Source organism: Paraburkholderia sp. SSBN10T (assembly GCF_056619545.1).
On record NZ_JBWQQI010000010.1, the window covers coordinates 112,708 to 134,867 of the forward strand.

16 protein-coding genes are annotated in these 22,160 nt (G+C 64.9%); 9 read left to right on the forward strand and 7 right to left on the reverse strand.

The window, feature by feature from the left end; genetic code table 11:
- Positions 1-38: 38 nt before the first annotated feature.
- Positions 39-689 carry a YiaD family glycine zipper/OmpA-like lipoprotein gene (locus tag AC1ECK_RS17400; protein ID WP_480321202.1) on the reverse strand — a complete coding sequence of 217 codons (651 nt, stop codon included), beginning with the start codon at positions 687-689 and terminating at the stop codon, positions 39-41.
- A 388-nt stretch (positions 690-1,077) separates the two neighbouring features.
- Here AC1ECK_RS17400 and apbC point away from each other — a divergent pair, with 388 nt between their 5' ends.
- The 5 genes from apbC to AC1ECK_RS17425 all read left to right on the forward strand — a co-directional run bounded on the left by apbC (position 1,078) and on the right by AC1ECK_RS17425 (position 6,803).
- Positions 1,078-2,166 carry an iron-sulfur cluster carrier protein ApbC gene (apbC, locus tag AC1ECK_RS17405; protein WP_480321203.1) on the forward strand — a complete coding sequence of 363 codons (1,089 nt, stop codon included), beginning with the start codon at positions 1,078-1,080 and terminating at the stop codon, positions 2,164-2,166.
- Positions 2,167-2,296: 130 nt separating this feature from the next.
- Entirely contained in the window at positions 2,297-2,830 is a 534-nt protein-coding gene (locus tag AC1ECK_RS17410; protein WP_480321204.1) for a superoxide dismutase family protein, read from the forward strand.
- 312 nt (positions 2,831-3,142) lie between these two features.
- The gene (dcd, locus tag AC1ECK_RS17415) at positions 3,143-3,712 is read left to right on the forward strand and encodes a dCTP deaminase (RefSeq protein WP_480321205.1); all 570 of its coding nucleotides are present in this window, start codon (positions 3,143-3,145) and stop codon (positions 3,710-3,712) included.
- Between the two features lie 86 nt (positions 3,713-3,798).
- A complete protein-coding gene (locus tag AC1ECK_RS17420) occupies positions 3,799-6,084 on the forward strand; it encodes an Orn/Lys/Arg family decarboxylase (RefSeq protein WP_480321206.1) in 2,286 nt (761 codons plus the stop codon).
- A gap of 2 nt (positions 6,085-6,086) precedes the next feature.
- Positions 6,087-6,803, forward strand: a complete 717-nt coding sequence (locus AC1ECK_RS17425) for a lysozyme inhibitor LprI family protein (RefSeq protein ID WP_480321207.1) — start codon at positions 6,087-6,089, stop codon at positions 6,801-6,803.
- 95 nt (positions 6,804-6,898) lie between these two features.
- On the opposite strand, the gene AC1ECK_RS17430 is transcribed toward AC1ECK_RS17425, so the two are convergent.
- The 3 genes from AC1ECK_RS17430 to AC1ECK_RS17440 form a co-directional block, all read right to left on the reverse strand.
- Positions 6,899-7,822 carry a bestrophin family protein gene (locus AC1ECK_RS17430; protein ID WP_480321208.1) on the reverse strand — a complete coding sequence of 308 codons (924 nt, stop codon included), beginning with the start codon at positions 7,820-7,822 and terminating at the stop codon, positions 6,899-6,901.
- An 821-nt stretch (positions 7,823-8,643) separates the two neighbouring features.
- Complete coding sequence (argH, locus tag AC1ECK_RS17435; protein ID WP_480321209.1) at positions 8,644-10,050, reverse strand: argininosuccinate lyase; 1,407 nt, start codon at positions 10,048-10,050, stop codon at positions 8,644-8,646.
- 323 nt (positions 10,051-10,373) lie between these two features.
- Complete coding sequence (locus AC1ECK_RS17440) at positions 10,374-11,189, reverse strand: helix-turn-helix transcriptional regulator (protein WP_480321210.1); 816 nt, start codon at positions 11,187-11,189, stop codon at positions 10,374-10,376.
- 158 nt (positions 11,190-11,347) lie between these two features.
- Between AC1ECK_RS17440 and AC1ECK_RS17445 the strand changes: the two genes are divergently transcribed.
- Positions 11,348-12,100, forward strand: coding sequence for a class I SAM-dependent methyltransferase (locus tag AC1ECK_RS17445; RefSeq protein WP_480321211.1), 753 nt, complete (start codon positions 11,348-11,350; stop codon positions 12,098-12,100).
- Between the two features lie 166 nt (positions 12,101-12,266).
- Here AC1ECK_RS17445 and ppc read toward each other — a convergent pair whose 3' ends face one another.
- On the reverse strand, positions 12,267-15,413 hold the full coding sequence (gene ppc, locus AC1ECK_RS17450) for a phosphoenolpyruvate carboxylase (protein WP_480321212.1): 3,147 nt from the start codon (positions 15,411-15,413) through the stop codon (positions 12,267-12,269).
- 395 nt (positions 15,414-15,808) lie between these two features.
- Between ppc and hemC the strand changes: the two genes are divergently transcribed.
- From hemC to AC1ECK_RS17465, 3 genes are read left to right on the forward strand one after another with little or no spacing between them, the layout of a single operon-like run.
- The gene (hemC, locus tag AC1ECK_RS17455) at positions 15,809-16,798 is read left to right on the forward strand and encodes a hydroxymethylbilane synthase (RefSeq protein WP_480321213.1); all 990 of its coding nucleotides are present in this window, start codon (positions 15,809-15,811) and stop codon (positions 16,796-16,798) included.
- Positions 16,798-18,807 carry a fused uroporphyrinogen-III synthase HemD/membrane protein HemX gene (gene hemDX / locus AC1ECK_RS17460; protein ID WP_480321315.1) on the forward strand — a complete coding sequence of 670 codons (2,010 nt, stop codon included), beginning with the start codon at positions 16,798-16,800 and terminating at the stop codon, positions 18,805-18,807. Before hemC ends, hemDX begins: the two co-directional genes overlap by 1 nt.
- Positions 18,808-18,809: 2 nt before the next feature.
- A complete protein-coding gene (locus AC1ECK_RS17465) occupies positions 18,810-20,000 on the forward strand; it encodes a heme biosynthesis HemY N-terminal domain-containing protein (RefSeq protein ID WP_480321214.1) in 1,191 nt (396 codons plus the stop codon).
- 11 nt (positions 20,001-20,011) lie between these two features.
- Here AC1ECK_RS17465 and AC1ECK_RS17470 read toward each other — a convergent pair whose 3' ends face one another.
- Complete coding sequence (locus AC1ECK_RS17470; RefSeq protein WP_480321215.1) at positions 20,012-21,331, reverse strand: MFS transporter; 1,320 nt, start codon at positions 21,329-21,331, stop codon at positions 20,012-20,014.
- A gap of 68 nt (positions 21,332-21,399) precedes the next feature.
- A complete protein-coding gene (locus tag AC1ECK_RS17475; protein ID WP_480321216.1) occupies positions 21,400-22,158 on the reverse strand; it encodes an SDR family oxidoreductase in 759 nt (252 codons plus the stop codon).
- Between the last annotated feature and the right edge of the window lie 2 nt (positions 22,159-22,160).

The window sequence follows — 22,160 nt, forward strand, 5'->3', positions numbered from 1 at the left end:
CCGCGCTCCCATCACCTGATTGCCCAGCGTGCCAGCTGTTACCCCGCGTGTTGCGCGGTGGCGCGCAGGAAGATTTCCACGCGGCGGTTCGCAGCGCGGCCGGCTTCCGTGTTGTTGTCCGCAACCGGATTGTTCTGACCCATGCCTTGTGCAGACAGGCGCTGCGGATTGATGCCGCGCTGGCCCAGGTAGCCGGTCACGCTTTGCGCGCGGTTCACCGACAGCGTCTGGTTGTAATCCGCCGTACCGGTGCTGTCCGTGTAACCGACCACTTGCGCGATCACCTCAGGATTCTGCTGGAGCGTCTGCGCCAGTTGATCCAGCACCGGTGCGAACGACGACTTGATGGCGTAGCTGTTCGTGTCGAACGTCACCGAGCTCGGGATGTTCAGCTTGAGCGAGCCGTCCGGCTGTTCGGTGATCTGCGTGCCGGTGCCCTTGGTGGCGCCGGTCAGCTTGTTGTGAATCGCCTGCCAGTTGTAGCCGGTGATGCCGCCGACCAGCGCGCCCGCACCCGCACCGATTGCCGCGCCCTTGCCGCCGCCGAAGATTGCGCCGATTGCCGCGCCCGTGCCCGCACCGACGCCCGTACCGACAGCCGTATTGGTGCCCTGCTGGGTGGCGCAGCCTGCCAGCAACGAACCGGCTACGGCGAACACTGCTAGGCGAGTCATGACTTTTGCGTTCATTTTGATTCCTCTTGATTATCGAAGCGGGCCGCTCCAGGCGGAGCGACCCAATCGGGTCGACCGGAAACGGAAACCGCGCAGAAACGACGCGAAAACGTTACCGGACTGCGCTGCCTTCCGTGCAATCATCTTGCATGGGATCGGAGTAAGTGCTGAAGCACTCGCTCCGGATCTACACAGTGAAGAAGGGTCTTCCGGCAAGGCCTGACGCCAGCCACTACAATAATGACTGAAGTACGCAGCGATGCGACCCTCTGGCGTGCTGCTGCCGAAGGTTGCCCGGCAAGGCCAAATTTCGCAATGCCGCATAACAATTTTTTTCAATTTCCGGCTGGCGGCCGAAGATTTCGATTCCGCCGCGCCGCAAGTGTTCCCCAACGGAGTTTCAATGAGCATTGATCGGGCTTTGGTCGACGCCGCCCTTGCGTCCGTCGCTGACCCTAACACGGGGCGCCCGTTCGCGGCGGCCAAGAACTTCCGGAACGTCGTTGTCGATGGTGCCACGGTTAGCGTCGAGGTGGTACTCGGCTATCCGGCCAAACGCCAGTTTGAAGCGATCCGCACGCTGGTCGGCGACGCGCTGCGCGCGGTGCCGGGCGTGGCCGAGGCGCACGTGCAGGTGTCGCAGCAGGTGGCGGCGCATACCGTGCAGCGCGGCGTCAAGCTGCTGCCGAACGTGAAGAACATCATCGCAGTGGCTTCGGGCAAAGGCGGGGTCGGCAAGAGCACCACCGCCGTGAACCTGGCGCTGGCGCTGGCCAGCGAAGGCGCCTCGGTCGGGATTCTGGACGCCGATATCTACGGTCCGTCATTGCCGATGATGCTGGGCATCGTCGGGCGTCCCGAGTCGGTGGACGGCCAGTCGATGAATCCGATGCGCGGCCACGGCATGCAGGCCAATTCGATCGGCTTTCTGATCGAGCAGGACAACCCGATGGTCTGGCGCGGCCCGATGGCGACTTCCGCGCTCGAACAACTGCTGCGCCAGACCAACTGGGAAGACCTCGATTACCTGATCGTCGACATGCCGCCGGGCACCGGCGACATCCAGCTCACGTTGTCGCAACGTGTGCCGGTGACGGGCGCGGTGATCGTGACGACGCCGCAGGACATCGCGTTGCTCGACGCGAAGAAGGGTCTCAAGATGTTCGAGAAGGTCGGTATTCCGATCCTCGGGATCGTCGAGAACATGGGCATCCATATCTGCTCGAACTGCGGCCACGAAGAGCATATTTTCGGCGCCGGCGGCGGCGAGCGGATGGCTAGCGAATACGGCGTCGAAGTGCTCGGCAGCCTGCCGCTCGACATCGCCATTCGCGAGCAGGCCGACTCCGGCCGGCCTACCGTGGTGGCCGATCCGGATAGCCGGATTGCAGAGATTTATCGCTCGATCGCACGCAAGGTGGCGATCCATATCGCCGAGCGGGCCCGCGACATGACCTCGAAGTTTCCCAATATCGTCGTGCAGAACACCTGAGCCTTCCTGCACAAGGCTGCTGACGGGCGGCGGAAGGCGTCGGAGGGGCCTCCGCTCGCGGTATCATGTCGACTTCATCAGGTTCGGCTCGGCGACCGCAGGGGCGGCCGGCGGTCGACAAGAGGATCGCATGGGAAAACGAATTGACGGACAGGCGGTGCATGCGTTCATCGTCCTGGCTGCCAGCAGCGTGCTGTTATGCGGCTGCACTGCATTCCTGAGACCACAGGAAAAACGCGCCGATGCACAACTACTGCCCACAGTAGGGAATCAGGCGCGGGGTCTGGTCACGTTCATCGAGCGCTCGGACGGCGTGCAGGTGAGCTACAACCTGACCGGCTTGCCGCCCGATAGCGACCATGCACTGCAAGTGCACGAGCGCGGCGACTGCAATGCGGCGGACGGCTCCAGCGCCGGTCCGGTGTTCGCGCCGGCGGCTGAGCGGTTGAAGATGGGCACGCGGGTCGAGGGCGACCTCGGCAATATTCATGCGGATTCGACCGGCGTTGCCACCGGTTTCATCGTGGCCCCGGACGTCTCGCTCGACGGCATCCGCTCGGTGCTGCAGCGCGCAGTCGTGCTGCATCGCGACGCCTCCGATCCTTACGCCTGGCCGCAGCACGGCGCAGGCGCGCCGCTCGCATGCGGTGTGATTCGCCAGTAATGCCGCTTGCTGCTTTGATGTCGGTCCACGCGGCCGCGGCGGCCGCCGTCGTGACGATTCGCAGCGCATGCGGCGCAAGCCGCGCCGCAGTAAGGTGCGGTGACTTCCCGCCGAACCTCCGTTCCAGACTGGTTGCACGGTTTCCGGCAACATGCCGGACGCATCGCAACCGCACCCTGTCAGCCCTTATTTGCCGCAGTTGCGGCAGCGGCGCGCTGATCGCGTAAAATAAGCGCCTTTCTTCCGGCAGCACGGCCCCACGGGCCCTGGCTGGTCTTCACTCCGACTTGACGCGGCGAGCAACGTACACATATGACCATCAAATCCGACAAGTGGATCCGGCGCATGGCCGAATCGCATCAGATGATCGAGCCGTTCGTGCCCGATCAGGTGCGTCTTTCCGAGGACGGCCGGAAGATCGTCAGCTATGGCACGTCGAGCTACGGCTACGACATCCGCTGCGCCGACGAATTCAAGATCTTCACGAACATCAATTCGACGATTGTCGATCCCAAGAACTTTGACGAGAAGTCGTTTGTCGATTTCAAGGGCGATGTCTGCATCATCCCGCCGAACTCGTTCGCTTTGGCCCGTACGGTGGAGTATTTCCGCATCCCGCGCAGCGTCCTGACGGTGTGCCTCGGCAAGTCCACCTATGCCCGTTGCGGGATTATCGTCAACGTCACCCCGTTCGAACCGGAATGGGAAGGGCACGTGACGCTCGAATTCTCAAATACGACACCTTTGCCTGCGAAAATCTACGCGAACGAAGGCGTCGCCCAGGTGCTGTTTTTCGAAAGCGACGAAATTTGTGAAACGTCGTACGCGGATCGCGGCGGCAAATATCAAGGTCAGCATGGCGTGACGTTGCCCAAAACGTAACGCCGGCAGCGCACCGACCCACCAGCTATACGGGTGACCGCTGCTCTTTACAGAAGACAGCGGTCGTTCTTTTTGGAGAATCGCCCATGAAGTTTCGTTTCCCCGTCGTCATCATCGACGAAGATTTCCGTTCCGAGAATATCTCGGGTTCCGGCATCCGGGCGCTCGCCGAAGCAATCGAGAAAGAAGGCGCGGAAGTGCTCGGGCTGACGAGCTATGGCGACCTGACCTCCTTCGCGCAGCAGTCGAGCCGTGCGTCGTGCTTCATCCTGTCGATCGACGACGATGAACTGCTGCCGTACGTCGACAATGTCGTGGTCGAGGGCGACACGCCCGAGCTGGCCGCCGCGATCGTCGCACTGCGCGCGTTCGTCACCGAAGTGCGCCGCCGCAACGCCGACATTCCGATCTTCCTGTACGGCGAGACGCGCACCTCGCGTCACCTGCCCAACGACATCCTGCGCGAACTGCACGGCTTCATCCACATGTTCGAGGACACGCCGGAGTTCGTCGCGCGCCATATCATCCGCGAGACCAAGGTTTACCTCGATTCGCTCGCGCCGCCGTTCTTCAAGGAGCTGGTGCAGTACGCGGACGAAGGCTCCTATTCATGGCACTGCCCGGGGCACTCGGGCGGCGTGGCGTTCCTGAAGAGCCCGCTTGGCCAGATGTTCCATCAGTTCTTCGGCGAGAACATGTTGCGTGCCGACGTCTGTAACGCCGTCGACGAACTCGGCCAACTGCTCGACCACACCGGTCCGGTGGCCGCCTCCGAGCGCAACGCCGCGCGCATTTTCAGTGCCGACCATGTGTTCTTCGTGACCAACGGCACCTCGACCTCGAACAAGATCGTCTGGCACGGCACCGTCGCGCCGGGCGACATCGTGCTGGTGGACCGCAATTGCCACAAGTCGATCCTGCACGCCATCACGATGACCGGCGCGATCCCGGTGTTCCTCACGCCGACGCGCAACAACTTCGGCATCATCGGCCCGATTCCGCGCAGCGAGTTCGAGCCGGAGAACATCCGCAAGAAGATCGAGGCGAATCCGTTTGCCCGTGAAGCCTTGGCGAAGAACCCGAACCTCAAGCCGCGCATCCTGACCATCACGCAGAGCACCTACGACGGCGTGATCTACAACGTCGAGATGATCAAGGATATGCTCGGCGACTGGCTCGATACGCTGCACTTCGACGAAGCCTGGCTGCCGCACGCCGAGTTCCACGAGTTCTATCAGGACATGCACGCGATCGGCGCGGGCCGTCCGCGCATCGGCGCGCTGGTGTTCGCCACGCATTCGACGCACAAGCTGCTGGCCGGCATCTCGCAGGCTTCGCAGATCGTCGTGCAGGATTCGAAAAACAGCCGCTTCGACAAGCACCGCTTCAATGAAGCGTATCTGATGCACACCTCGACGAGCCCGCAGTACGCGATCATCGCCTCGTGCGACGTGGCTGCGGCGATGATGGAAGCGCCGGGCGGCACCGCGCTGGTGGAGGAGTCGATCGCCGAGGCGCTCGATTTCCGCCGCGCGATGCGCAAGGTCGACGACGAATACGGCGACGACTGGTTCTTCAAGGTGTGGGGTCCGGAGGAGTTCGCGGAAGAGGGCATCGGCTCGCGCGAAGACTGGATGCTGCGTCCGAACGACGCGTGGCACGGCTTCGGCCCGCTTGCCGACGGTTTCAACATGCTGGACCCGATCAAGGCGACCATCGTCACGCCGGGTCTCGACATGGACGGCGGCTTCGGCGAGTCCGGCATTCCGGCGGCGATCGTCACGAAGTACCTGGCCGAGCACGGCATCATCGTCGAGAAGACCGGTCTGTATTCGTTCTTCATCATGTTCACGATCGGCATCACCAAGGGTCGCTGGAACTCGATGGTGACCGAGCTGCAGCAGTTCAAGGACGACTACGACAACAACCAGCCGCTGTGGCGCGTGCTGCCGGAGTTTGTTTCGCATCATCCGATGTACGAGCGCGTCGGCCTGCGCGACCTGTGCGAGCAGATCCACAGCGTCTACCGTGCCAACGATATTGCACGGCTGACCACCGAGATGTACCTGTCGAGCATGGAGCCGGCGATGAAGCCGTCCGACGCGTTTGCCAAGCTGGCGCACCGCGAGATCGACCGGGTGCCGATCGACGAACTCGAAGGCCGCGTCACGTCGATTCTGCTCACACCGTATCCGCCGGGCATTCCGCTGCTGATCCCGGGCGAGCGCTTCAACAAGACGATCGTCAACTACCTGCGCTTTGCGCGCGAGTTCAACGAGCGCTTCCCGGGCTTTTACACCGACATCCACGGTCTGGTGGGCGAGACGATCAACGGCCGCATCGAGTACTTCGTCGATTGCGTGCGCGGCTGAAGATGGGGCGATTGCAAGGGCTTCCCGGCGCAGTCAGGACGCTGAGCGCGGCGGCGCTGCTGGCGCTGGCGTTGACGTTGACGAGCGGCGCCCACGCCGAAGTGGCCGCGGCGGATCCGATCGACGCGGCGATGCGCGCGTGTCTTGCGCGCAGCGACATGTCGTCGACGGCGGGCCAGTTGCAGTGCATGGAGACGGCCCGCTTCGGCTGGCAGGCCGCCGTGAACACCGCGTGGCAGCAGCTTCTGGCGAAGCTGCCGCCCTCGCGGCGCAAGGCGTGGGAAGAGAGCCAGACACGCTGGCAGGCGTCGCGCGATGCGCAGGCGCCGCTGCTCGACGCGGTCTTCGCGACGACGCACGGCGCCATGTACCAGATGGCCGAAGCGGACATGCAACTGCAGCCGGTGCGTGATCGCGCGCTGGCTTTGCGCAGCGCGGCCGCCGCGGCATCCACGGGCGCAGCCGGACTGGTTCGCCCGCGTGCGTGTTCGGCAGATGCGCTGTGCGAGCACGCGACCTTCGACATGAACCGTTATTACCACCGGCTGCAGACGAAGATGCCGGCGCGGGCCCGCCCGACGCTGGTGCAGGCGCAGCGGGCGTGGAACGCCTATCTGGCGGCGGCGATGCCGGTCACCGACGAGCGCGGCAGGGTGGACATCATCGGCGCGCGGGTGGCGACGCTCAAGCGCTTGTCGGAGACGGTCGGCAACGATTGAACGGAGCCGCGCGCAACGGCGCTTGCAAGCGCCGCCGTGCGGTTTAACCCGGATTTGCTTAGGGCTCCTTTTGGGTTCACCGCGCGGCGCGGGTATCAGTTGACCATGAACTGCTCTTGTTCCGGGCCGGGGATAGCGAGGGCGGGTTCGCCGAGCAGGTCGCGCACGGCGTCCTCGATATAGACGGACATCATGGTGAGGGCGAGGTCGTTGTCGTCGGTGCCGAACGGATCTTCGAGCTGCGAGGCGATGGCCTCGTGGGCCATGAAGGCGTACGCGACGAAGACGGCGAAGACGGGCGTAAAGATGCCGATACTCTCGACGAGCCCGAACGGCAGCGCCGCGCAGAAGAAATAGACGGTGCGGTGAATCATCACCGAGTAGGCAAACGGCAGCGGCGTGGAACCGATACGCTCGCATCCGCCGATCACATCCGACAATGAATCCAGGTTGCGATCGAAGGCCAGCACGGCCATCGGGTCGAGTGCGCCTGCGCGCGCCTGGCGCTGCACCCATTCGCCGAGCGCGAGCATGAGGGTGGTGGGGCGATAGCGCGACGCCATGACACGCTCGAACAGCGGCGCAGGCAGACGGGCGGCCAGGTCTTCGCGGGGATCGGTTTTGCGGAGTTGATGGCGCAGCGCATGGGGGAGGGCGCTGAGCAACTGCACGAATTCTTTGACTTCGCCGGTGCTCAGGGACTCGCGGGGCAGGGTGAGGGCCTGACGGGTCATGGAGCGAGCGTCGTTGAGGAGTTGCCCCCAGAGTTTGCGGGCTTCCCACCAGCGATCGTAGCTGGCGTTGTTGCGAAAGCCTAGGAAGACGGCGAGCGCGATACCGACCAGGGAGAAGGGGGTGGTGCTCAGGCTGATGGTGATCTTGAGGACGTGCTCGTGGATGGCCACGGCGACAATCGAGATGCAGAAGATCAGGAACAGGCGCGGCAGCAGCCGCGGAAGGACCGAGCCGCGCCAGGCTAGCAGCATGCGGAACCAGTGGAGGTGGGGGCGGATGATCATTGCTAGGGGGTTTGTTTTGACCTTCGGTCGGTGGCGGTATTATCGCTCCTGGTGTTGGGGTTTTGCCTGTGGTGCTTTGTGGGCTTGTTTGCCTACGGCGTTGGCCTTTCCTTGTTTTCTTATCGGTCTATTTGCGTCGCCCCTGTGCGGGGCGGCACTTACTTTCTTTGCCGCCGCAAAGAAAGTAAGCAAAGAAAGCGGGCTGACAACCGCTAGCCTGTAGGTGTCCACCACTCAGACCACCGCGAAGTGGTCCGCACGAGGAGCTGCTCTCGCGCCGCCCGCGTTAGTGACAAAGCGCTCATCCGTTCCAGCGTCGCGCTGCGCGCCCCGCCGTCGGGCATAACGCCTTCTGCAAATTCTGTAGATATTCTAACTATTTTGGCTTGCCAGCTTTCTATAATCTGATGCCGCCTGCCATTCAAGCACCCTCGGTGTTGCACATGACCGAACTCATTGTTGCGAACCTAGGAAAACCGGCTTTCCCAAGCATACGTATCTGCGACGACGTTTGGAGAAGGAGTTCCGCCCCTCGGCGGTGCGCGCAGCGCGACGCTGGAACGGATGACGGCCTTGTCACTAACGGGGGAGATGCGAGGGCAGGTCCTCGTGCGGACCATTCCGTGGTGGCCTGAGTGGTGGACACCTATAGGCTAGCGGTTGTCAGCCCGCTTTCTTTTGCCTACTTTTCTTTGCGGCGGCAAAGAAAAGTAGGTGCCGCCCCGCACAGGGGCAACGCCAATAGACCGATAACAAAGCAAGGAAAGGCCAACGCCATAAGAACACCACCAAACAACAAGCCGCCGCAGGCAAAAAAACCGTTACTCCAAAGCCAGCCGCGCAGCGGCCACAGCATCCCGTACTTGCTCCGGCGCAGTCCCCCCCGGATGATTCCGGCTAGCCACAGACCCTTCGAGCGTCAAATACTCAAACACATCGTCCCCAATCAGATGCGCCACATTAGGCAACTCCCCACGCATCTCATCGAGAGAAAGATCAGCCAGATCGCAATTGCGATCAACACAAACCCGCACAGCATGTGCCACCGCCTCATGCGCATCGCGGAACGGCAAACCGCGCTTGACCAGATAATCCGCTAGGTCCGTCGCAGTCGAAAACCCCTGCAACGCCGCAGCCCGCATAGCCTGCGGCTTAACCGTAATCCCCGCCACCATCTCGGCAAAAATCCGCAGCGTATCCGCCACCGTATCCACGGTGTCGAACAGCGGTTCCTTGTCTTCCTGGTTGTCCTTGTTATACGCCAGCGGCTGACCCTTCATCAACGTCAACAATGCCATCAAGTGGCCATTCACGCGCCCTGTCTTGCCGCGCGCCAGTTCCGGCACGTCCGGGTTCTTCTTCTGCGGCATGATCGACGAGCCCGTGCAGAAGCGGTCCGCCAGATCGATAAAGCCCACTCGCGGGCTCATCCACAGCACCAGCTCTTCCGAGAAACGCGACACGTGCGTCATCACCAATGCCGACGCCGCCGTAAACTCAATCGCGAAGTCGCGATCCGACACGGCGTCCAGCGAGTTCGCGCAAATCCCGTCGAAGCCCAGCGTCTTCGCCACCGCATGACGGTCGATCGGGTAGCTCGTGCCGGCCAACGCCGCCGCGCCCAGCGGCAGGCGGTTCACGCGCGTGCGGCAGTCGCGCATGCGCTCGGTGTCGCGTGTGAACATCTCCACGTAGGCAAGCAGGTGGTGGCCGAATGTCACCGGCTGCGCGACCTGCAAATGCGTGAAGCCAGGCATGATCGTTTCAGCGTTCTGCTCCGCCAGGTCGATGAGCGCAGTGCGCAAATCCTTCAGCAAACCGCCGATCCGGTCGATTTCGCCGCGCAGCCACAAGCGGATATCCGTCGCGACCTGATCGTTGCGCGAGCGGCCGGTGTGCAGGCGCTTGCCCGCGTCGCCGATCAGCGCCGTCAGGCGTGCTTCGATGTTCAGGTGCACGTCTTCCAGATCGAGCTGCCATTCGAACTCGCCTTGCTCGATCTCGCCCTTGATCTGCGCCATGCCGCGCTGGATGGCCGCCAGGTCGTCGGCGCCGATGATCTTCTGCGCGGCCAGCATGGCGGCGTGCGCCAGCGAACCCTCGATATCGACGAGCGCCAGTCGCTTGTCGAAGAAAACCGACGACGTGTAGCGTTTGACGAGCTCCGACATCGGCTCCGAGAAGCGAGCCGACCAGGCTTCGCCTTTTTTGTGCAGTTGGGACGTCATGGTGTTGGGCAGTTGAGCAGTGAGGAGGCTGAATGCATTCGCCAGCGGTGCCGCGGGCGCCGCCGAAGCGTGCAAAGAACAAGATTTTAACACCGGCTGGAGGCGTTAAAGACGCGGCTAGCCAAGCGCTGGACATGCGCAGGCACTTCGGAAGATGGGTTGGGCTAGCAGCCATCACTCGCGTTGCTGCCGGCGGCTCCCGATTCTCGCGTGCTGCGTCTGCCTGAAGCGCCATGGATGCTTCGGGGCGCCTCAATTGCCCGCGAAGGCTTATTGGCAGAAGGGGCCGAAGGAGCCGCATGCGCGCGTTCTGCCAGCGGCGCTCACTCCCGCACCAGCACCACCAGTTTCAGATCTTCGCGATGCGCCGGTTTGAACGTGATCTGGTCGTAAACCACCCGGCCATCGCGCGGATGGTTGAATTCACGGCGGCCGCCTTCGCGTTCGCCCACGTCCTGCGACGCCCAGAAGCGTGCAAAGGCGTCGCTCGTGCTCGTCAGCGTATCGATCAGGCCGCGCGTCGGTGCGTCGCTCAGGTGCCGGATCGAGTCCGCGCGAAACTCGGCGGCGAGCCGTCGCGCCCGGGTCTCCCAGTCCACGATCAGTTCGCGCGCCGATGGCTCGGTGAACGTGAAGCGCAGCAGATTGCGGTCGTGCGTGCCGTCCAGCCAGCCCACAAACAGGTCGGCCGCGCGCGCGTTCCAGGCCAGCGCGTTCCACTGCCGGTCCAGCACGTAGGCCGGTGCGTTGACCAGTTGCACCGTCTCGAGCAGCGTCGCGGGGGCGTCGGCGGCGGCCGGGTCCGGCTCGGCCGGGTCGCGCTGGGCCGCCAGTTCGAACAGATATGCGCGTTCGGCGCGCGACAGTTGCAGCGCGACGGCGATCCGCGCGAGCGCATCGGCGGACGCCGAGACGGGCCGTCCTTGCTCGATCCACGTGTACCAGGTGGGGCTGACCCCGCACAGTTGCGCGACTTCCTCGCGGCGCAGGCCCGGCGTGCGCCGGCGCGGGCCGGGCGGCAGGCCGACCGCCTGCGGTGAAAGCCGTTCGCGGTGGGCGCGGATGAAATCGCCCAGGGCGTGGGCGGGCGTCGCATCGAGCGGGGGCGCGGACGAATCGGCGGAGGGCGGCGTACTCATCGTGTCGGCAAGAGGGGTGTTGGAGATACCAGAATAATTGCTTAACTTGTACTGGTACAAACAGGGCTCTATTGTAGCGGCTGGAACGGCGCATGCGCGCCGCGATGTGGTCCCGATGCACCGTTCCATCCTCATCACCGCGAGTAAGGGAGCCTTCCATGAAGCATCACGATCAGGTCGCCGACGCCTTCGGCTCGACTGCTGCGTCTTATCTGACTAGTCATGTGCACGCCACCGGCGCCGATCTGCAAACGCTGGCGGCGTCCATTGCGGCGACGACCGGAGCCACGGTGCTCGACATGGGATGCGGCGCCGGGCACGCGAGCTTTGCCGCCGCCCGGCACGCGCACGCCGTGGTGGCTTACGACATCGCCCCGCAGATGCTGGCCACCGTCGCCGCAGCCGCCAAAGAGCGGGGTCTCGACAACATCCGCACCCAGCAGGGAGCAGCGGAAGTTCTGCCGTTCGACGACGCGTCGTTCGACTGGGTGATCAGCCGGATGAGCGCGCATCACTGGCACGACGTGCCGCAGGCGCTTGCCGAAGTGCGTCGCGTGCTGAAGCCGGGCGGCCGGGTGCTGTTCATCGACATTGCGGGCATCGATCATCCGCTGCTCGACACGCATATCCAGGCCGTGGAAGTGCTGCGCGATGCGTCGCATATCCGCGACTACCGCGCGGACGAATGGCTGGACTATTTCGCGGCGGCGGGGTTCGAGGCGACGATTCGCGAGCGTTGGCGCCTGCCGATCGAGTTCGCCTCGTGGGTGGCGCGCATGCGTACGCCGGAGCCGCGCGTGGTGGCGATCCGCTCGCTGTGGACGAGCGCGCCGGACGAGGTGCGTCAGTATTTCGATGTGCAGGAGGACGGCTCGTTCAAGCTCGATGCGCTGATGATCGAGGCGAGCTGAGGCGGCGCACACCGTCGCCGGATGGCGCCGGCAAAAGCGCTCACGCAAAAAACAAAGCGCCCCGTATTGCTGTGCAGTACGGGGCGCTTTAGTTATCTGCCTGGCCATCGGGCGACGCCGGCGAGCGTAGCATCCGCTACCGGCGTCGGACCCGGTTCAACCTGCCTCAACCGGTATTGCGCAGCCCCGCCGCAATCCCGTTGATGGTCAGGTGAATCCCGCGCCGCAAGCGTGCGTTGGTATCGCCGGCGCGGTGGCGTTTGAGCAACTCCACCTGCAGGTGATTGAGCGGATCGAGATACGGGAAGCGGTTCTTGATCGAGCGCGCCAGCAGCGGATTGTCCGCGAGCCGTTCGCTCTTGCCCGTGATCTCGGAGAGCACCTTGGAGGTGCGCTCCCATTCCGCAACGATGCGCTCGAACACGTGCTTGCGCAGCTTCTTGTCGGTCACGAGCGCCGCGTAGCGCGAGGCGACGGCAAGATCGGTCTTCGCCAGCACCATGTCCATGTTCGACAGCAGGTTGGAGAAAAACGGCCAGGTCTTGTGCATCTTCTTGAGCAGTGCAAGGCGTCGTGCCCGTTCGGCATCGGACGGAGCGCTGTCCAGATGCGCGGCCACTGCGCTGCCGAAGCCATACCAGCCGGTCAGCAACAGGCGGCACTGGCCCCACGAGAAGCCCCAGGGAATGGCCCGCAGGTCCTCGATCTTGCGCTGCTTCGGATCTTGCAGCTTGCGCGAGGCCGGACGGCTGCCGATGTTCAGCTCGGCGATCTCCGAAATCGGCGTCGACTCGAAGAAATACTCCTTGAAGCCCGGCGTTTCGTAGACCAGCGCGCGGTACGAGGCCATCGCTGTGTCGGACAATTGCTGCATCGTTTCCTCGAAGGCCGGCAACTGCGCGGGCATATGGCTTTGCGGCAGCAGCGAGGCTTCGAGCGTGGCGGCGACCACGGTCTCGAGGTTGCGCCGGCCGATTTCCGGATTACCGAACTTGCTGGCGATCACTTCGCCCTGTTCGGTCAGACGAATCTGTCCGTCCACGGTGCCCGGCGGTTGCGACAGGATGGCCTGATAGGTCGGGCCGCCGCCGCGTCCCACTGTGCCGCCGCGGCCGTGGAACAGGCGCAGCGTCACGCCGCGTTCGTTGAACAGCGACACCAGCGCGAGTTCGGCGCGATACAGTTCCCAGTTCGAGGTCAGGAAGCCGCCGTCCTTGTTGCTGTCCGAATAGCCGAGCATGACTTCCTGCTCGCCGCCTTGATGCTCGATCAGCGAATCGACGCCCGGCAGCGCGATCAGGTCGCGCATGATGTGCGGTGCGTTGCGCAAGTCGGGAATCGTCTCGAACAGCGGAATGACCATCAGGCCGGCCTTGGCTGGTTCGTGTGCGTCGCCGAGGCGGCCATGCAGCAGGCCGGTTTCCTTTTGCAGCAGCATTACTTCCACCAGATCGCTGACGGTTTCCGTGTGCGAGATGATGTAGTTGCGCACGGCGCGCGCGCCGAATTTCTCGCGCGTCACGCGAGCGGCTTCGAGCACGCCGAGTTCGCTTTTCACCAGATCCGAATACTCGAGATACGGCGAGCGCAGCAGGCGCGGCTGCGCGAGTTCGGCCAGCAGCACCTGAAGCTTGTCGGCTTCGGACAAGCCGGCGTAGTCCGCTTCGACGCCGGCGCGCTTGAGCAATTCGGCGATCACCGCTTCGTGGATGTCCGAGCTTTGCCGTAAGTCGATGCTGGCAAGATGGAAGCCGAACACTTCGGCGGCGCGCGCGAGCGGTGACAGACGCGGGCTCGCCAGCGAGGCGCCGTGGTGCTCGGCAAGCGAATCGATCAGCACGTGCAGGTCGCGCGCGAACGCATCGGCGTCCGTGTAGGGTTGCGCCCGGACCGGCGCCGCGCCGCGGCCGGCGCTGCGCAACGGCACCGCGCCTTCGCCCAGGCGCACCCGCGCACTCGCGGCGAGGCGCGTGTAGATGCCGATCAGCGCGCGGCGGTACGGCTCGTCGACGCGGTGCGGCGACTGGTCCGGCGAGGCGGCCGCCAGCTCCTTCAGCGCGTCGCTCGCGCCCGTCAGCAGGTTCGACACCGACAGCTCGGCGCCGAGCGTATGCACCTGCTCCAGGTAGTGTTCGAAGATCACCGCGGCCTGGCGCGTGATGGCCTCTTCGAGCGTGGCGGCCGTGACGTTCGGATTGCCGTCGCGGTCGCCGCCGATCCAGCTTCCCATCTGGAAGAACGCCGGCAGGCGCGCGCTGAGGCCGTGCTCGGCGAGCGCGGCTTCGATGTCGGCATACATGGCCGGGATTTCTTCGAGGAACGTGGCGCGGTAGTACGACAGCGCGTTTTCGATTTCATCGGCCACCGTCAGGCGGGCGTCGCGCAGCATCCGCGTTTGCCACAGCGAGGTGACGCGGGCGCGCAGCATCGCCTCGTTGTGGGCGCGCTCGCGCTCGGTGAGCGGCTGGTCGCGTTCGGCAAGCAGGCGCGCGATGTCGTGCTGCGCATCCAGAATGCTCTTGCGCTGCACTTCGGTGGGGTGGGCCGTCAGCACGGGGACGATCAGCGCGTCGTTGAAGAACTGCTGTAAGACCGGCGTGGCGGCTGCGTTGGCATCCATCAGCCGTTCGAGCGCATGGGCGATCGTGCCGGCCTGCGAGGTCGAACCGGCCAGCGCGTGAATCCGGTGGCGGCGGTTGCGATGGCGGTCCTCGGCAATGTTCGCCAGGTGCGAAAAATAGCTGAACGCCCGCACGACGCTCACGGTCTGCTCGGGGCTCAACGAGCGCAGCTTCTTGTCGAGCGTCTGCGCGGCGCTGCTGTCGTCTTCACGGCGAAAGCGCACGGCCGTTTGCCGGATCGTCTCGACCACGTCGAACACGGCGTCGCCTTCCTGCTCGCGCACCACGTCGCCGAGCAGGCGTCCCAGATAGCGGATGTCCTGGAAGAGCGGCTGGTCCTTGTCCTCACGCGTGCGGCTGCCGGCTTTCGGCGCTGCCGCGTCTTTCGGCACTTCGTGCAGGATCGTGGCGGCCGTGCCGTTGCTGGCCGGCTTGCCGGCGCCGGCTTTGCTTTTCGAGGACTTGCCGGTTTTCACCCCGCCTGCCGCGCCGGCGGCTTTATCGGCCTTCTCAGGCTTGGCGGCCTTGACCGTTTTGACGGCTTGCGCGGCCTTGGCGGGGCGCTCGGCGTTGCGTTTGGAGAGGGCGCTGGACGTGGCCGGTGCGGTAGGAGCGACTACGGGCGCACCCGCAGAACCGTTGAGCGATGCAGTGTTGCGGCGGGCAGGGCGCGCCGATCCGGAAGACGTCACGATGGGTTTCCTCAGGGAAGCCAGGGTCTATTGAGAGATGGACTGCTATTACACGAACTACGCATGAACTGCGGGAACTGCAGAAACTTCGGCTACTGCGAGAGCGGCAACAAACAAGAGCGGCAACAAACGCTGCAGGAAGCACGCGGGAGAGGAGTGGGCCTTGGTGCTATCCACGGGGCACCGCATCGCATCATCCCGCATGATGCCGTGCGGCGCGCGAACGATCGTACGCGAACGGCGGCATAGCGAGTGCCCGAGGCTTGCGATGTACCCGCAGCGGGCCCGTCTCCTCCAACAGTGGCGCGCCGCCACGGCCATCGGGCCGCTAAAGCGAGGCAGGGGCGCGTGCTAACATTGTTCGTTATTACCTCCCGTCATCCAGTGACCTTGCAATGAATTCCGAGACGCTTTCGGCGCCACCGCCCTCTACCCTGGTCATCGCTTCGCGGGAAAGCCGTCTCGCGATGTGGCAGGCCGAGCACGTGCGGTGTGCGCTGCACAAATTATATCCATCTTGCGACGTAAAAATCCTCGGGATAACGACACGTGGCGATCAAATTCTCGATCGCACCTTGTCGAAGGTCGGCGGCAAGGGCCTGTTCGTGAAGGAACTGGAGAACGCGCTGGCCGACGGCCGTGCCGACCTGGCCGTTCATTCGCTCAAAGACGTGCCGATGGAGCTGCCGCCGGGCTTCGAGCTGTCCACCATCATGGAGCGCGAGGACCCGCGCGACGCCTTCGTCTCGAACGCCTACGATTCCCTCGCGGCGTTGCCTGCGGGCAGCGTGGTCGGCACCTCCAGCCTGCGCCGCGAGGCGATGCTGCGCACGCGCTATCCGCAACTCGTGGTGCAGCCGTTGCGCGGCAACCTCGATACGCGTCTCGCCAAGCTCGACCGCGGCGACTATGCGGCGATCATTCTGGCCGCTGCGGGTCTGAAGCGCCTCGGTCTAGGCGAGCGCATCCGTGCCTTGCTCGACCCTGAAGACAGCTTACCGGCCGCCGGGCAGGGCGCGCTTGGCATCGAGATTCGCGCGGGGCGGCCTGAACTCGCGGCATGGCTCGCGCCGCTGCATCACGAGCACACCGCTGCGGCGGTCGAGGCCGAGCGGATGGTCTCGCGCGCGCTCGGCGGCAGTTGCGAAGTGCCGCTTGCGGCGTATGCCACGTGGCACGACGGCGCACTGCATCTGCGCGGCATGGTCGCGACACCCGACGGCCAGAAGGTGCTGAGCGCCCAGGCGTCGGCGCCGGCGCCCACTGTCGAGCGCGCACTGCAGTTGGGCCGCGAGGTAGCGCACGCGCTCGAAAGCCAGGGCGCGCTTGATATCGTCCGCGCGCTCAGCGCCGCGAGCGGTAGCGGTCCGGCGACCGGCGCGTGATGGTCCAGCAGCCCGGCGTCAACTCATCCCCCAGCTCGCCCGGCAAGGCGCGGTATACGGTTGTGATCACGCGTCCCGCGGGGCAGTCGGCCCCGCTCGCGGCGCAACTGGCGGCCGCAGGCATTGCCGCGCTTGAGTTTCCGCTGATCGATATCGCGCCCGCCGAGGACGCGGGACCGTTGCACGCGGCGCTTGGCGCGCTCGAACGTTACGCGCTGGTGGTGTTCGTCTCGCCCAACGCAATCGATTACGCGTTCGGCCAGTTCGGCGCGATCTGGCCGCATGCGCTGCCGGTCGGCGTGGTCGGGCCGGGCAGCGTCGCCGCGCTGGCGCGTCACGGCGTCGAAGCGCCGGCGTATCGCGTGATCAGCCCGTCGGCCGCGGCGGACGACGAGGCGGCGCGTTTCGACTCCGAAGGCCTTTTCGCGGCGATCGACAGCGCGCTCGAGGTCGCCTCGCTCGACGGCAAGCGCGTGCTGATCGTGCGCGGCGACGGCGGCCGCGAGTGGCTGGCCGAGCGTCTGCGCGAAGCGGGCGTCGAAGTGGAAACCGTGGCGGCCTACCGACGCCTCGTGCCGGAGCCGTCGATCGGCGCCTGGACCCGCGTGCACGAACTGCTGGCGGGCGAGCCGCACGCGTGGCTGGTCACCAGCTCCGAGGGCATGCGCAATCTCGACGAACTCGCGCGCGAGCATCTGAACGCCGGCGAAATCGCGCAACTGAAGCGCGCCACCCTCGTCACGCCGCACCCACGCATCGCGCAGACCGCGCGGGGACTGGGTTTTGATAGCATTACGGTGTCCGGTGCGGGCGATGAGCGCATTGCCCATACCTTGCTTCAAGCCGTACCTCCCGTTGTTCAACCGGTACCGACCAACCCGGCTCACTCACGCATGACAGAATCGAACGCTTCCACGAACGCTTCACCCCAGCCGGCTGTAACCGCCGCGTTGCCGCCCAATCCCCCCTTCACGCCCTACGAAGCGCAACAGCGCCGCAGCGCGAGCGGACCGCTGCTGTGGTTGGTCGTCGTGATCGTCGCCTGTGCCGCCACGGCCGGCGGCATTGCGCTCAATCGCAAGGTGATCCGGCTCGACCAGCAGTTGACGCAACGTCAGCAGGCCAACGATGCGCAAACCGCCGAACTGCGCGTGAAGACCGATCAGGCGGTGGCGACCGTGCATGACATCGATTCGCAGATGTCGCAACTCGAAGGCAAGCTGACCGATGCGCAGCAGGCCGAGCAGGCACTGCAGCAACAGTATGCGGACCTCGCGCGCAATCGCGACGACTGGACCCTTGCCGAAGTGGGGCAGATGCTTTCGAGCGCGAGCCAGCAGTTGCAACTGACCGGCAACACGCAACTCGCGCTGTTCGCGCTGCAAAGCGCCGACACGCGCCTCGCGGCGTCCGACGGCGCGCAGGTGCTGGCGGTGCGCAAGGCGATTGCGCAGGACATCGACAAGCTGAAGTCCGCGCCGTCGACCGATCTCACGGGACTCGCGATCAAGCTCGACAATGCGATCGATCAGGTCGACTCGTTGCCGCTCGACGGCGAAGCGCTGATTGCTCACACCGTGCCGCACGCCACGCCGCCCGCCGATACCGCGAAGGTCGCGGCGGCCACCGGCGAGCCGCGCTGGAAGGTCTGGTGGCAGGAGTTCTCGGCCGGCATCGGCCAGCAATTGACGAGTCTCGTGCAAGTGCGCCGCATCGACAACGCCGATGCGATGCTGGTGACGCCGGATCAGGGCTACTTCGTGCGCGAGAATCTCAAGCTGCGCCTGCTGTCGGCGCGTCTTGCGCTGCTTTCGCGTAACCAGACCACGCTGAAGTCCGACCTGCACGCCGCCGACGCGGCGCTCGCGCGCTACTTTGACAACGCGTCCAAACGCACGCAAACCGTGCGCGAACTCGTCAAGGAAGTGGATACCGGTTCGGCGGCGGTGGAAGTGCCGAACCTGAATACGAGCCTGCAGGCCGTCAATCAATACCGGAGCCGGGGTTAATCATGGCGATCCGGGGACTCCTGTGGCTGGCGTTGCTGTTTGTCATTGCGGTGGCATTGGCGACGGTGGGGCGCTTCGATACGGGGCAGGTGCTGCTGGTCTATCCGCCGTACCGGGTGGACGTGTCGTTGAACCTGTTCGTGGTTGGGCTGGTGGTGCTGTTCATCGTCGTGTACGCGTTGTTGCGCATCGTGCGCAACATCTGGCGCATGCCGCAGCGGGTGGCCGCTTACCGGGCCCGCTCGCGGGTCGCGAAGGCGCATGCGGCGCTGCGCGATGCGATCGGCAATCTGTATGCCGGACGTTTCTCGCGCGCTGAAAAAGCGGCGCGCGACGCGCTCGCCAACGGCGACAACAAGGGCGCGGCAGGCCTCGTCGCGGCCACGGCGGCGCACCGCATGCATGAGTACGCGCGGCGCGACGAGTGGCTCGCGCAGATCGACGAGCCGGACTGGCAGGACGCGCGCCTGATGGCGACCGCCGACATGCGTGCGGACGGCCGCGATGCCGACGGTGCGCTGGCCGCGCTGACCGAGATGCAGTCGCAAGGCGGGCGGCGGATTCATGCGCAGCAGATCATGTTGCGCGCGCAGCAGCAGTTGAAGAACTGGAGCGAAGTGCTCAAGCTCGTCAAGACGCTCGAAAAGCGCGAGGCGCTGCACCCGGCCGTGGCCGTGCGTCTGCGCCAGCTTGCGGCTGAGAACCTGCTGCGCGACCGGCGTCACAACGCCGATGCACTGCTGGAATTGTGGCATTCGCTCACCCCCACCGAGCGGCATTCGCCGCGCCTCGCCGACCTCGCCGCTGAATTGCTGGTGGCGCTCGGCCGTCCGCAGGACGCGCGCAAGATCGTCGAGGAAGCGCTGGCGCAGAACTGGGACGCGCGCCTGTTGCGCCGCTACCCGGACACCGCCGGCGGCGATGCGTTGCCGCTGATCCAGAAGGCCGAAGCGTGGCAGAAGGAGCGTCCGGACGACGCCGATCTGATGTTCACGCTGGGCCGTCTGTGCCTGCATCAGCAACTGTGGGGCAAGGCGCAGTCGTTCCTCGAGACCGCGCTCAAGCTGGCCGACAACGAGACGCTGAAGATCCGCTCGCACCGCGCGCTCGCGCGCCTGCACGAGCAGCTTGGCGACACCGAGAAGGCGAGCCAGCACTATCGGGAAAGCGCGCTGGCGATGAATATCGTCTGAGCGGCGGGCGTCTACTTGTTGACGAGTTTTGCCGGCACGGTGAGCGCAAGCAGTCCACCCAGCAGCATGAACGCCGCCAGCATATACATGCCGGAATCGTTCGCCGCGGTGGCCTGCTTGAGCCAGCCCACCGCATAGGGGCTCAGAAAGCCGGCCAGATTGCCGATCGAATTGATCATCGCAATCCCTGCCGCCGCGCCGGTGCCGGCGAGAAACGCGGTGGGCAGGCTCCAGAACAGCGGCAGCGTGGTCAGGATGCCCATGGTGGCGAGCGTGAGGGACGCCATCGCCAGCAGCGTGTTATGCGCCCACACCACTGAGAGCACGAGGCCGATCGCCCCCGCCAGCGCGGGCAGCGCGATATGCCAGCGCCGTTCGCGCTTGCGGTCCGCGCTGCGCGACATCAGCACCATTCCCACCACCGCCGCGGCAAACGGAATCGCCGACAGCAGCCCGATCATGAATGCATCGGTCACGCCGGTTGCCTTGATGATGGTCGGCAGCCAGAAGCTCACGCCATACAGTCCCATCACGAACGAGAAATAGATCAGGCTCATCAGCCAGACGCGCGGGCTCGCGAACACCTCGCGGATCGGCAGGTCGTGCTTGGCGGCGTCTTCGGTGGAGATATTGCGTTCCAGCAGTTGCCGTTCTTCCGGCGTGAGCCAGGTGGCCTTGGCGATGCGGTCGTCGAGCACGATGAACACCAGAATGCCCACCACGACGGACGGAATGCCTTCGAGCAGGAAGAGCCACTGCCAGCCGTGCCAGCCGTTGACGCCGTTGAAGGTCTTCAGGATGTAGCCTGAGACCGGTCCGCCGATCACGCCGGACAGCGCAATGGCGGTCATGAACCAGGTGGTCATGCGGCCGCGCCGGTGGGCCGGATACCAGTAGGTCAGATACAGGATGATGCCCGGAAAGAAGCCCGCTTCGGCGAGCCCCAGCAGAAAGCGCATCACGTAGAACATGGTGGGCGTGGTGACGAACATCGTCAGCATCGAGATCACGCCCCACGACACCATGATCCGCGCGATCCACACCCGCGCGCCGACCTTGTGCAGGATCACATTGCTGGGGATTTCGAAGATGAAGTAGCCAAGAAAGAAGATGCCTGCCCCGAAGCCGTAGACCGCATCGCTGAGGTTCAGATCCGTGGTCATCTGCAGCTTGGCGAAGCCGACGTTCACGCGGTCGAGGTAAGCCACCACGTAGCACAGCATCAGCAGCGGCGTGAGCCGCCACGCGACCTTGCGGTAGGTCGCCTCCTCGAAGGTGGAAGGCGGCGCGCCCGCGCCGGGATGGTGAAGCGGATTCGCAGGACTGGCCATGATGGTGTCTCCTCGTTTTGTTGTGAAATCAGATGCCGCCGGGTGAAGCCAATGCGCATTCCAGTCGCCTACACGCAGCGCCCGCCGTCTACTTCCAGGCACACGCCGGTGATGAATTCCGCTTCGTCCGAGGCCAGATAGAGGCAGGCGTTGGCGATGTCCTGCGGAGTCGAGAGGCGGCCGAGCGGAATCCCGGCGAGAAAGCGCTGGCGGTTTTCCGGCGTGTCTTCAACGCCCATGAACTCGGATAGCAAGCCGGTTTCGCCCATCACGGGGTTCACGCAGTTGACGCGAATGCGCTCCGGTCCCAGCTCGGCCGCGAGCGCCTTGCTGGCGATGATCACCGCGCCCTTGCTGCCGTTGTACCAGACGAGGCCGGGCCTGGGGCGCACGCCCGCCGTCGAGGCGATGTTGATGAACACGCCGCCGCCTTGCTCGCGGAAGTACGGCACGAAGGCCTGCACGCTCCAGTAGAGGCTTTTCACGTTGACTGCATAGACGCGGTCGAACTCGGCCTCCGTTACGTCGAGCACGGGCTTGTTGCGATGCGTGGTGCCGGCGTTGTTGACGACCACCTGGACGCTGCCGAAGTCTTCGAGTGCGGCCTCGCGCAAGCGGGTCCAGTCGTCGCTGCGGGTGACGTCGCCGGCCACCGCGATGGCCTTGCCGCCCGCCAGCGCGATTTCGCTGGCGACGCGCTCGGCCGCCGGCCCGTTCAGATCGTTCACCACGACGTTGGCGCCTTCGCGCGCGTAGGTCTTGGCAATGCCCTCGCCGAAGCCCGAGCCGCCACCCGTGACGATGGCCGTTTTACCTGTCAAGCGCATGA